Origin of the sequence: Lactonifactor longoviformis DSM 17459 (assembly GCF_900129135.1) — a bacterium.
Classification (GTDB): domain Bacteria; phylum Bacillota; class Clostridia; order Lachnospirales; family Lachnospiraceae; genus Lactonifactor; species Lactonifactor longoviformis.
Window position 1 is genome coordinate 20,378 of record NZ_FQVI01000017.1, and the last position, 12,632, is coordinate 33,009.

The window sequence follows — 12,632 nt, forward strand, 5'->3', positions numbered from 1 at the left end:
AATACAGTTCAGGAGGTAACGATTATGTACGCATGGGAATCTATTCAAATTGCTGTAGATTATATTGAGGCACATTGTGGGGAGGAAATACGCATAGAGGATCTGGCATCCGCCTGTCATCTGTCTAAATTTTATTTTCAGCGGCTGTTCCAGCGGCTGACAGGAAAAAGCGTTATGGAGTATATCCGATTGCGGCGTCTGGCCAGATCGGTCAGAGTGCTGAGAGAAGAAACAAAAAAAAGTATCCTGGAGGTGGCAGTGGCATGCGGATTTCAGAGTCACAGCTCATTCTCCTCAGTTTTTAAGGAAGTGTATGGGATTACACCGGATGCTTACCGCAAAAGTGAGGTGCATCTGGACGTTTACCCGAAGCCGGATCTTTCTTTGAACCATACAATGGCAGATATACAGGAACCTCTTGTTACGGATCAGATGGTTTTGGAGATCTCCCGGCGCCTGGTAGAGCAGGATATAGTATTCACCGGACAAAGCAAACTTGCCAAAGCAGAGGAACTCGGCCAGCCGAAAGTGAATATGCTCGCAGATCTGTGGGATACCGTGGCACGGGATCTCCCTGCCAATGCGATCGGGGCAGACATTTTAACCCTTTCCGATCGCCCGGGGTATTTTAACTACTTTGTAGGTATTGAGGATATCTGGGGCACAGGAGGCAGCGAGACCCGCACGATGCCGGCAGGCACATATATTGTATGCCGGTATACTGCGGAGACTTTCGAGCTGTTGGTAGACGAAGCTCTGTATAAGGCCAGCAGATATCTGTATGACGTATGGCTGCCCGCCCACAGCCTCATTCCTGAAAATATACTAATCCAAAAGTATTTCCGCCCATTTGAGAAAGACTGCTGCATTGAACTGTGGGCAAAGGTGAAAGATCTATAGCAGAAAGGCCGGTTGCGCAGGCTATATTGTGCAACCGGCTTATTACAAATTCAAAGAACTCACTCCGAGCGTGCAAAATTCACCAGCGGCAGAATGAAGGTTTCATCGGAATGGTCGAAGGATGTCCCCAGAGCCCGGGCCATGAACAGATCCTGCTCTGTCTTATTTTCCTTTTTCAGCACTGACTTTTTGACCATTTTCAGCATCATCCTTTTTACAACCCCCAGCTGTTCCTGGCGGAATCCGCCCTCCAGATAAAAAAACGGAGTGTTCCCCAGTTTATTCTGCTCTTTTATCTCACGTATCAGCACGTCACTTTTCGGGGAAACCCCCACAGCAAACACAATAAAATCACACGGCATCACTTTTCTTATCTTCTCAAGCCCCATAATCATATTTCCCATAATCCAACCGCCGAAGATTACACCTTCATATTTTTTTAACTCTTGGGGAGAAATATGTTTTAACGGCTTAGCTTCACACCCCAGAGCAGCCCCTATCCATTCAGCATACTGCCTGGTAAACCCTGTCTCACTTTGATATACCACGATTCTGTTCATTCACGCATCTCCTTTAAATTACTGTCCAGCTTCATCATAGTTTTCACTGTCACCTTGAGTTCCTCCGAGTCTATGCCGCTGAACAGCTGCTCCATAAATTCCCGGCTTGGCTCAGCATATTTTTGGTCGAAGGCAATTCCTTTTTCAGAGATCATAACCCTCTGCTTTCTGCGATCCTCTGAATCGTGGAAAAGTTTGATATATCCTCCCTTTTCCAGTTTCAAAAGCATTTGCTTTACATTTTGATGTGAAGTGCCTATAGCTCCTGATAATTCACTAATAGCAGGCGGTTTGTCAAACAGTTTAATGCAGATCAGAAGAAAACATTGCTTCCAGCTGATTTCTTTAAAAAAACTATCTCCCTTTGTCTGCAGTCTATTGACAAATTCGTTCAGAAGTCCAACCAGAAAGTGCATGGAATCCATCCCGTCAAAATTCATAGTATTTAACATCCTTTATCCTCCAACACTATGTAATATATTACCTATATAGGTAATATATTATCTTTTTATCGTTTTGTCAACCCTTTCCCCAAAGACAGCAGAAAGCCGGAAGACGATTTCTCCCGGCTCTTTTACAAAGCATATTGCTATCTCTTTTCTTCTTTTTCTGCCGACACCAAAAGCATCATGGGCCTTCGCATCTCATCTGCCATCCCCGGAAGTTCCAGCATATCTTCCGGGGGCATGGGCTCAACTATATGGCGGATGGTAAATCCGCAGTCCAGAAGGGTATTAAGGTAAGCAGTCAGTGTTCTGTGGTACTTGGTCACATGTTCTCCGAGAAAAACTGCATCCCTCTTTCCTTCGTAGTAATAGTTGTCAACCGGAAAGTGAAGAATCTCTCCATTGCCATCGTAGTACCAATCCTGGGTTCCATACGCCGTAAAGACGGGATGTTCCACTGAGAAGACTAAGCTGCCGCCCGGCGCAAGCCATTTCCATATATTTTCAGCAATTTCCTTAAAAGCTTCTATATAGTGAAAAGCAAGTGAACTAATCACTACATCAAAGCTGCTCTCTGTCAGCCTCAGTTCTTCCATCGGGCACTGCAGGTAGTCAATATCCAAATGTCCGGATTTTTCACGGGCCACCTCCAGCATCTTCTCCGAAATGTCTGTCCCCAGAACGTATCCCGCCCCGCAGGAAGACGCATAGATACAGTGCCATCCATATCCGCAGCCAAGGTCGAGCACTCTCTTCCCCCGCAAATCAGGAATCAGTTTTTTTAATTCCCGCCACTCTCCGGCTCCGTCCAGCCCCTGTACGGATCGATGCATTTTGCTGTACTTCTCAAAAAAGACCTTCTGGTCATATTTATTCTCTTTCATTCCAAAACCGCTCCTCTTCCGCCTGAAGTTACACTTTTTGCATATCTCTGCAGATATCCTCTCTTTAACTCTCTCTGTTTGGGTCTCCAGGCTGCTTTTCTTCTCTGAAGTTCTTCCTCTGTCACCAGCAGTTCTATCCGGTGCCCCGGAATATCTATCTCAATCAGGTCCCCCTCCTCAACCAGTGCAATGGCTCCTCCGGCTGCCGCCTCCGGGGAGACATGCCCGATAGCTGCCCCTCTGGTGGCTCCGGAAAATCTGCCGTCCGTAATCAACGCTACGCTGTCCCCCAGCCCGCTCCCCATAATAGCAGATGTGGGATTCAGCATTTCCCGCATACCCGGACCTCCCTTAGGACCTTCAAAACGTATTACTACGATATCTCCCTCTTTCATTGCCCCATTGTATATAGCTTCCAGCGCCTCCTCTTCCCTGTCATAGACTCTGGCCGGCCCTGTATGATGCATCATATTTTCTGCTACCGCTGATCGCTTCACCACACATCCTTCCGGAGCAAGATTTCCTTTCAGAACTGCAATCCCTCCCTGCCTGCTGTATGGCTTCTCAACACTTCGAATGATATCATAGTCTTGAACTACATGTCCCTGTATATTTTCACCTAAAGTTTTTCCGTTGCAGAACAGTGATTCCGCATGCAGCAGCTGCAGCTTATGAATCTCGTTCATCACCGCATAAATCCCTCCTGCTTCGTACAGGTCCTCTATATAATGTTCTCCTGCCGGTGCCAGATGGCAGAGATTAGGTGTTTTTTCCGAGATCTCATTGACCACATCCAAATCCAGAGACACATTGCATTCATAGGCAATGGCCGGAAGATGCAGTACACTGTTCGTGGAACATCCCAGTGCCATATCAATGGTCAGAGCATTGCAGAACGCTTCCCGGGTCATAATGTCTCTTGGGATTCTGTTATTTCTCACCATCTCCATAATCTGCATTCCTGTCTCCTTTGCCAGCCTCAGGCGCTCCGAGAATACAGCAGGCACCGTCCCATTCCCCTGCAGTGCCATGCCAAGAACCTCGGTAAGACAGTTCATGCTGTTGGCTGTAAACATACCGGAACAGGAACCACAGGTTGGACATGCAGCATGTTCGTAACCGCTCAGTGTATCCCGGTCAATCTTTCCGGTTTTAAACTGACTCACCGCCTCTGATACCGTAGAATAGCTAATCCTCCCCTTCCTCATCCTGCCTGCCAGCATAGGCCCTCCGCTTACAAATACTGCAGGAATGTTTATCCTGGCTGCAGCCATAAGAAGTCCAGGTACATTTTTATCACAGTTAGGGACCATAACCAGCCCGTCAAACGGATGAGCAGCAGCCATTGCCTCTGTAGAGTCCGCGATCAGTTCCCTGGTGACAAGGGAATATTTCATACCCTCATGCCCCATGGCAATTCCGTCACAAACTGCAATAGCAGGAAATACAAAAGGTATCCCTCCCGCCTGCAGCACTCCCTGCCGGACTGCCTCTACAATTTTATCAATGTTCATGTGGCCGGGAACTATCTCATTGTAGGAGCTTACGATACCTATCAAAGGTTTACCCAGCTCCTTATCGGTAAGCCCCAGCGCATGCAGCAGTGCCCTCTGAGGCGCAGCGTTAATCCCCTGTGTAATTCTGTCACTTCTCATCCCAATTTCCTCCCTGCTCTCTGTTATTTGTTTATTCTATTATATGTTGTATGTTGTCTACTGTCAATAATATTGTCTGTTTTCTCTTTTCTGGAACCTCCCTAATCATCAGGTGAGAGAAAACCTGCACCGGGGGTTGGCTTTAGGAGCTGAGAGGGAGAAAAAGACGCCGCCCGCAAGCCAACTTTCGCCTGCATTGCAACGTCTCATTTCTATTTTTCCAACCCCAGCTGCTCAATGGCATGCATAATATGAATCTTCATCGCATACCGGGCACCCTCTGCGTTCCTGTTTTTGATGAAGTTCATAAGCATTCTGTGATCAGAAATTGTATCCTCCACAGCCTCTTTTTTTGTCTCCGAAAGCACCACCCCTTTATCAATGGCCTTGTAAATAATCGGCATCAGCCGGTTCATGAATTCATTGTGTGATGCTCTTGCAATTGCTTTGTGGAATTCCTGCTCCACTTCTGTCCTGTCTTTTCCCTCCTGGATATAGCGCTCTATTTTTTCACCCATCGAAAGAATATTCTTCAATTCAGACTCTGTAGAACGCTTTGCGGCATAATATGCAGCTTCTGGTTCGAAAATCAGCCGCATCTCATACAGATCCTCAGCATCAACCTTTGCCACTGTCAGATTTGACAGATTCTCCATGGAAGGATCCGTGAAATCTTCCCGCACAAAGGTGCCCTTTCCTCTTTTTATCTCTACCACATTTCCTGCGGCAAGGATACGGATAGCCTCTCTCAGCGTCGTCCGGCTGATATTTAATTCCATGGAAAGCTCATTTTCATTGGGCAATTTATCCCCGGGACGGAATTTTTTATCTATTACAATCATTGATAAGAGAGTATCCGCAATACTGTCTGATAGTCTTTTTCCCCTGTCCATCTCTGCCTCCGGTGTTCTCTGGTTTTGTTAAGTATAACACGTTGGCACAAAGATTTCATCTGTTCCTCCCGGTCTTTTCTCATTTTCCTTCGATTCTTCTATGCTTTTTTAACATTTCTTCTACATTAGAAAGATCACAAAGCTCTGTCTCCATAACAATATCCTTTTCATAGTTCTGGCCGTCCATAATCTCCTTCGCCACAGCTACTGCCTCATATCCCAGTTCATAAGCCATAACGTCTATCGTCACCTGGATCTTCCCCTCCTTCAGAGCTTCCAGCGCAAATACCGCACAGTTCATCCCGCTGATATAGATTTCCCCCTTTTTCCCTGCTGTCTCCACTGCCTCCGATGCACCCACAGCCATGTCATCATTGCAGGCAATAATTCCTTTTATATCCGGGTGAGCCTGAAGGAGATTCTGCGTTACCACAAAGGCTTCATTGCGGATCCAGTTTGCCGTCTGAGACGCCGCAAGCTGAATCCCGGGAAATTCTTTTATGGCAGCTTTTGCCCCCTCTGTCTTATCCTGAGCGTTCTGCTGCCCGGCAGGGCCTTCCAGAATTATTACTTCTCCCTCCTGAATCATTTCACATAGTTTTTTTGCCACTGTATATTCAGCGTCAAAGTCCTGGATTCTGATAAAGCTGGCAACCTGTACATCCCCAGTGATCGGGGTAGCATAGTTAATCACAGGAATTCCCGCATCGTTCGCCAATTCGATTCCAGGCAGTATTCCCTTTGAGTCTGCGGGACTGATGCAGATTACATCATACTGGCTTCCCACAGCCTCCTCCAAAAGCTGCAGCTGCAGCTCATTACTGTCCGCTTTTACAGGAGCCATAATATCAACATCCACCCCCAGCTCTCTGGACGCGTCCTCTGCACCGCTTTTTACTGCATACCAGTATGAGGTTGTCAGCCCTTTTAAGATCACAGCAGCTCTCTGCGGCCTTTGCACCTCCTCACCGCTCCCTGCAATGCCTTTTATTATCAGCACCACCGCCAGCACACAGCAGATTCCCCAGGAAAGACTGCGTTTCATAGGCTCCCCTCCCTTTTTATCCAGTTTTGCTTCTCCCGATATTCCAGGATAAGCCTGCTGAACTTATCCATAAATATAGAACATATAATTACCAGACCGATCACCAGCTGCTGCCAAAGAGACGAGATTCCCAGAAGATTAATGCCATTTGTCAGGAAACTGAGAATCAGCACGCCCAGCAGAGTATGGTTTAAGTCTGCTTTTCCGCCGCTCATAGAAGCCCCTCCAATCAGAACTGCAGCAATCAGCTTTATGTTCCACCCCTCCGCTATGGTTGGATCAACCGCGTCCAGCTGGCCAATATACAAAAGTCCTGTTACCGCCGCCAGAAATCCATTCATAATATAGGCACAGATCATTGTCCTGTCGGCCATCACACCGCTGAATCTGGCCCCTTCCAGATTCAGTCCTATGGCATAGATATTTCTGCCCGGAACCGTATGGTAGAGTATAAAGCTATATATGCCATAGATAATTCCTGCCGCCAGCAGCAGATTGGAAATTCCTGCCGTCTCACCGCTGCTGAGCTCTCTTAAGGCTTTTGGAAACCCATAGGCGGTTGTTCCCATCATCAGAACATAGCAGAGTCCTTTCCCAATCCAATCCATTCCATAAGTAGCGATAAAGGCCGGAAGCTTTACTTTCGCTATGAGAAGGCCGTTGACAGCTCCCAGCAGACATCCTGCCAGAATGCCTGCTGCTATCCCGGCCGCCATTCCCTGGCTTTTAATCACCAAACCGGCGACACAGCTGGACAACGCCATATTCGCTCCAATCGACAGATCCAGCCCTTTTACCACTACGGAAATCGTCATTCCCATACTCAGCAGAAAAAGAAAAGGCACCTGCATGACCAGCACATTTCTAAGGTTTGACAAGGTCAGAAACCCTTCCGCCTCCCTGCCCAGGAACAGGATCACCGCCGCCAGAAGCAGCAGTTGGGGAAGATAAGCGGAGATAACTGTTTTTTTATTTACATTCACGAGCATCACTCTCTTTTCTGTTCTCTCGAAGCTGTATCTGCAAGACATCCACAACAATAACCGCCATTATAATCAGACCGATGACCAGGTAGTGAAACACCGATGACAGGCCCATAACGGTCAGTCCGTTTCTTATAACAGTGATTAAGAAAACCCCCACAGCAGTTCCCAGTACGCTTCCCTTTCCTCCGTCCAGGGAGGTTCCGCCTATGATTACCGCTGCTATCGCATCAAATTCGTACCCCGCTCCCCCTGAAGGCATGGCAACATTTGTCTTGGCCGCCAGAAGGATCCCGGCGGTTCCTGCACATAACCCGCTGAGGGTAAATACCAGCAGCTTTACTTTACCGGTTGGAATTCCTGTAATGCCCGCAATGCGCTCACTTTCTCCTATGGCATAGATATATCCTCCAAACCTGGTTTTATTCAGCAGGACATACATCAGCGCCAGTAAGGCGGCGGCCAGAAGGATAATAAAATATACGCCGAACACTTTGCCTGTTCCCAGAAACCGGAAGCCGCCGGGAAATCCGGCAATCCCATTGCCGTCGCTTAGAATCAGGGCAATTCCCTGGGCAATACTGTACATGGCAAATGTTGCAACCCAGAAATTAGCCTGAAAATATACGATAAGAATCCCATTGATAAGACCAGCGCCCAGTCCTGCCGCCAATCCTGCGGCGGCAGCCAAAGCCGGATCCGCACCGCCTTTTATCAGCATTGCCGTGATTATCCCTCCTAGGGACATAACAGATCCCACAGAGATATCATTGCTGCCCAGCAGAATAGCCATGGTTGTCCCCATGGACGCTATCAGAAGAACGGCACAATTTTTCAAAACGTTTGAGATATTATATACCGTAAGAAAATCATCCGACAAAATGGAAAACAGCAGGAACACCATAATCGTCCCGGTAAGCGCCGAAGTGTTTTTCATCCCAAAATCCGTTTTGTATTTTACTCTTTTTTTCTCCATAAGCAACATCCTTATAATTCTGACGCTACAATCTTATTTGCAGTCAGCTCACTTCTTGCCAGTTCTTTACAGATCTTGCCTTCTCTCATTACATAGACACGGTCGCTGAGCTGAAGTACCTCTGCCGGATCCGATGATACCAGGAGAATCCCTTTTCCCTTCCCGGCCAGATCGAGAATCTGCTGGTAGATTTCTGCCCGTGCCGCCGCATCAATTCCTTTAGTAGGCTCATCAAAAATCAGTAAATCACTGTCTGTACAGAGCCATTTTGCCAACACCACTTTTTGCTGATTCCCGCCGCTTAGCTTTTCCGGAAGCCGTTGAATCCCCTGTGTATACATTACTTCCCCGGCAAAGGTCCGAGCCGTCTCCCTCTCCTTCTTTCTGCTCAGAATCCTTTTGGGAAAGAGTCTGGGCAGATCTGCCTGCACAATATTCTTTCCCACGTCCATTCCCATAATCAATCCCTGCTGCTTCCTTTCCTCCGGGAGAAATCCTATCCTTCCTGCAATGCTGGCGGAAGGGGATGGTCTCCCCGAAACCCGTTTTCCGAACAGATATATGTCTCCGCTCCGCAGCGCATCCGCGCCGAATATTGCTTTTACCAGTTCGCTTCTTCCGGCACCTACCATGCCGGTCAGAGCAACAATCTCTCCTTTTTTTACATAGAAGCTGCAGTCTCTGAATCTTCTCCCGTTCAGATTCACAGCGCGCAGGGCCTCCTGGGGAAGCGCACAGCTAACCTTTTTTACCCGCTGCACCTCTTTTCCGCTCATGGATTTCACCAGCTGTTCTTTTGTCACCTGCTTCATGGATTCCTCCAGACATACTTTTCCCTGGAATAATACGGTTATTCTGTCCCCTATCCGGAATAGCTCATCCAGCTTATGGGAGATATAAATTATGGCGCATCCCTGTTCCTTCAGCCTTCGAATCAGGCAAAACAGCCGGGCAACCTCGGCCTCTGTCAGACTGGAGGTAGGTTCATCCATGATTAAAATGTCTGCCCGCTTCCACACAGCTTTGGCGATCTCTACAATCTGCTGCTGGGCAATGCTCAAATTTTTCACGGTCTCCCCCGGATTTATCGCAAATCCCATTTCTTCCAGCACCTTGCGGCTCTCCTCCTCCATGCGTTTGGAATCTGTCCAGAACGGAAGGTTCTTTTTCATCCTCTCGTTTCCCATAAAGATATTCTGATACACACTTCTTTCCTGAAAGAGGCTTAGTTCCTGATGAATCATTGCAATCCCTTCCCTGGCGGCATCTGCCGCACTGCGGATGCACACTTCTCTGTCTCCGATATATATCCTGCCCCTGTCACAGGCGGTAACTCCGGAAACTATATTCATCAGTGTGGATTTACCTGCTCCGTTGGCTCCCAGAAGTACCTGCACCTCTCCCGGATAAGCCCGGAATGTAACATCTTCAAGCACGGTTATTCCGGAATATTGTTTGTATATATGATTCATTTCCAATATGGCCTGGCATTCTTTCATATCATGCACCCCACTATTGCCATCCTGCTTCCAACTGCAAATCCAGCCGGATACAGCAGCTTCTGCATCCGGCTTTCCATTCATTTCTTTTCTTTTTCCCTGTAGCCATTAAAAATCAGGTTTAAAACTACAGCAGTAATACAGCCTGTTATCACACCATCTTCCAGAAAAATACGAATATTAGGGCTGAAGGCAGCAAATGCCCCTGCGCTTTTCAGAAGTGTGGATCCAAGGCCCACACCAATAGAAAGAGCTGCAATCAATGAATTATCGCCTTTCGAGATATCCGCGCTCATCATGGTTTTGATCCCACTGGCTGTAATGGTAGCAAAAACCACAATCCCCACTCCTCCCAGTACCGGTGAAGGGATCGATGCTACAATCGTAGCTATTTTGGGAAAGAATCCCAAAAGAATCAGGATAACGCCTCCGGCGGCTGTGGTAAAGCGGCTTTTTATCTTTGTCAGCGCAACAAGTCCTATATTCTGTGTGAAGGAAGTAAACACAAAGGAGTTGAAAATCCCTGAAAATATAACATTGATACCATTGGCTATGAAGCCTCTGGACATATCTTTTTCCGTTGTATCATGCTCTACAATTTCTCCGATGGCCAGATAAATCACAATAGACTCTGCCATGATTACCAGCATAACCACACTGAGCGATACAATAGGAGTGAGGGCAAATTTAGGCAGTCCAAAGTGGAAGGGCAGAGTTACACCGAACCAGGAGGCCTGGGATACACCCGACAGATCCACTCTTCCCATTGCCAGAGCAGCCGCAAACCCTGCGCACAAAGCAATTAAAACAGCAATGTTTTTAACAAAGCCTGTACAGAATTTGTTTAAGACCACTATAACCGCCACAACGATAAGGGCCAACAGGAAATTTGTGGGATGTCCGTACAGCTCGGTATCCTTTGTCCCGGCAATCCAATTGACAGCTACCGGAATTAGAGTGAGTCCAACTACGCTGATGACGCAGCCCCGCACAATGTTGGGAAACAAAGGCATAAGCTTACTAAACACAGGGCCAATGACCAGACAGACTACACCAGCCGCGATCACGGCTCCGAATACGGTCTGAATATCATAGCTTGTAGCGATTGCTGTCAGGGCACCGGAAGCCATCAGTGTCATTCCCTGCATAACAGGCATCTTAAGTCCAACATATTTTCCGAATCCGATGCTCTGTACCAGGGTTGCAATCCCTGCGCACAGCAGGCTGGCATTGATCAGAAACGCAATCTCACCTGTAGAGAGCTTCAAAGCATTTCCCACAATCAAAGGCACTGAGACAGAGCTGAAATACAAGATTAACACATGCTGCAATCCTAAAACACTTAATTTTGATATAGGCAGTTTTTGATTAATTTCATCCATAGTATCTTCCTTCTTTCTCTCCGCTTGGCAAACGTAATGGGTTACTTTTCCTCCTTTTGGCCATAGGTCCCGTACTCTTTTGCTACACGGTACATGGCATTTACTTTTTCTCCGCTGATACCCGGCAGGATATTATGTATGGGCGCAAACACAAAACCTCCCCCCGGCTTCAAATCATCGATTCTCATACGCACTTCCGCCTCAACCTCATCTAAGGTTCCGAAAGGAAGTACCTTCTGGGCATTGCACCCTCCGCCCCAGAAGGTAATCTTATCCCCCCACCGTTCCTTTAAAAATTTAGTGTCCATATCTTTTGCAGTAACCTGTACAGGATTCAGAATATCTACTCCGTTCTCAATAATGTCGTCCATAAACTGAACCACAGAGCCGCAGGAATGAAGAAATATCCTGGCATCTGTCCGCTTTTTGATGAAAGAATACAATTCTTTATGGTATGGCTGAAACAGCTCCCGATACGTCTCCGGCCGAATCATGGGGCCTGACTGAATCCCCAGATCATCGGCGCAGGCAATCACCGAGATATATTCCCCCACCTCGTCCAGCGCCCGGTCCAGCCATCTCATATACCAGTCCATAAGCCGTCTCGACAGTGCGTGGATGAATTCCTGGTCAGCGGCTATATCACAGTAATGACGTTCAAAACCGGTCAGCCAGGCTTCTACAGCCATAATCTGACAGCCATAGGGGGGATTTAAAACAATCGCCTTGTCTGTCTCCTCATAAATCCGTTTCACATTCTCTCTGAATCCGGCAAATCTTGTCTCCTCAACCGGATCCGGAAATTGAAAATTTTCCAGATCGTCCAAATCCGCCTCTTCCAGAGGATGTTGTATAAAGTCATACTGATAGGATGCAGGAACCTTTCTGTACCGAATCCCCCACTCATCCTCGTAAGAATTCGTCTCATCAATTCTCATACGATAGGAATCCGGCAGGCGTGTTGTCACTCCGCAGGTGTCAATGTTAAGCTTTTTCGACACTTGAGGGTTCAGTTTCACTGCCTGGGCACTGAAAGAAATAAATTCATAGGATTCCTGCGCTTCCCCCAGGTATCGGTTCAAATCCTTGGCAACCTCCAGATGCACCGTAGTAAACGGGGTACTGCCCAGGTCCAGCGGGATTCTGTCCGCCTCTTGATGTCTGAGGGTCCGGTTCACCCGTTCTCTTGAAGATAATTCTGCACTCATAATAACTAGCTCCTTTCTTAATATAACGTTTTATTTTAATAAAATATTTTAGGGGTTATATGAGTATTTTTATCCAATAATGAATGACTATTTATGTATTTTATGTTATATATTTCATTAAATATTGTTTAATTGATTTATTTTAAAACTATTTCTTTATATTTTTAAGTATAACGTTTTACTTATTTCCTGTCAATCCTT

Annotated in this window: 12 protein-coding genes; 1 reads left to right on the forward strand and 11 read right to left on the reverse strand. The window is 47.0% G+C overall.

Features of this window, described 5'->3' with window-relative positions; translation table 11 throughout:
- Positions 1-24 precede the first annotated feature (24 nt).
- A complete protein-coding gene (locus BUA56_RS14645; RefSeq protein WP_072853065.1) occupies positions 25-900 on the forward strand; it encodes an AraC family transcriptional regulator in 876 nt (291 codons plus the stop codon).
- A gap of 59 nt (positions 901-959) precedes the next feature.
- Here the strand turns inward: BUA56_RS14645 and BUA56_RS14650 are convergent, their stop codons facing one another.
- From BUA56_RS14650 to BUA56_RS14700, 11 genes are all read right to left on the reverse strand, one after another.
- Entirely contained in the window at positions 960-1,460 is a 501-nt protein-coding gene (locus tag BUA56_RS14650; RefSeq protein WP_072853067.1) for a flavodoxin domain-containing protein, read from the reverse strand.
- Positions 1,457-1,912 carry a MarR family winged helix-turn-helix transcriptional regulator gene (locus tag BUA56_RS14655; protein ID WP_072853068.1) on the reverse strand — a complete coding sequence of 152 codons (456 nt, stop codon included), beginning with the start codon at positions 1,910-1,912 and terminating at the stop codon, positions 1,457-1,459. The genes BUA56_RS14650 and BUA56_RS14655 overlap by 4 nt, the downstream gene beginning before the upstream one ends.
- Before the next feature lie 137 nt (positions 1,913-2,049).
- Positions 2,050-2,790: a class I SAM-dependent methyltransferase gene (locus BUA56_RS14660; RefSeq protein ID WP_072853070.1), complete on the reverse strand. Its 741-nt coding sequence runs from the start codon at positions 2,788-2,790 to the stop codon at positions 2,050-2,052.
- Positions 2,787-4,445 (reverse strand): dihydroxy-acid dehydratase, encoded by a 1,659-nt coding sequence (gene ilvD, locus BUA56_RS14665; protein ID WP_072853072.1) that lies wholly within the window; start codon positions 4,443-4,445, stop codon positions 2,787-2,789. Before ilvD ends, BUA56_RS14660 begins: the two co-directional genes overlap by 4 nt.
- A 212-nt stretch (positions 4,446-4,657) precedes the next feature.
- Positions 4,658-5,338: a FadR/GntR family transcriptional regulator gene (locus tag BUA56_RS14670; RefSeq protein WP_072853074.1), complete on the reverse strand. Its 681-nt coding sequence runs from the start codon at positions 5,336-5,338 to the stop codon at positions 4,658-4,660.
- 79 nt (positions 5,339-5,417) lie between these two features.
- Positions 5,418-6,383, reverse strand: a complete 966-nt coding sequence (locus BUA56_RS14675) for a sugar ABC transporter substrate-binding protein (RefSeq protein ID WP_072853076.1) — start codon at positions 6,381-6,383, stop codon at positions 5,418-5,420.
- A complete protein-coding gene (locus tag BUA56_RS14680) occupies positions 6,380-7,366 on the reverse strand; it encodes an ABC transporter permease (protein ID WP_158641008.1) in 987 nt (328 codons plus the stop codon). The genes BUA56_RS14675 and BUA56_RS14680 overlap by 4 nt, the downstream gene beginning before the upstream one ends.
- A complete protein-coding gene (locus tag BUA56_RS14685) occupies positions 7,353-8,342 on the reverse strand; it encodes an ABC transporter permease (RefSeq protein WP_072853080.1) in 990 nt (329 codons plus the stop codon). The genes BUA56_RS14680 and BUA56_RS14685 overlap by 14 nt, the downstream gene beginning before the upstream one ends.
- Before the next feature lie 11 nt (positions 8,343-8,353).
- Entirely contained in the window at positions 8,354-9,925 is a 1,572-nt protein-coding gene (locus BUA56_RS14690; protein ID WP_084067973.1) for a sugar ABC transporter ATP-binding protein, read from the reverse strand.
- Entirely contained in the window at positions 9,922-11,223 is a 1,302-nt protein-coding gene (locus BUA56_RS14695) for a nucleobase:cation symporter-2 family protein (RefSeq protein ID WP_084067974.1), read from the reverse strand. Before BUA56_RS14695 ends, BUA56_RS14690 begins: the two co-directional genes overlap by 4 nt.
- A 41-nt stretch (positions 11,224-11,264) precedes the next feature.
- On the reverse strand, positions 11,265-12,431 hold the full coding sequence (locus BUA56_RS14700) for a uroporphyrinogen decarboxylase family protein (RefSeq protein WP_072853082.1): 1,167 nt from the start codon (positions 12,429-12,431) through the stop codon (positions 11,265-11,267).
- Positions 12,432-12,632 lie beyond the last annotated feature (201 nt).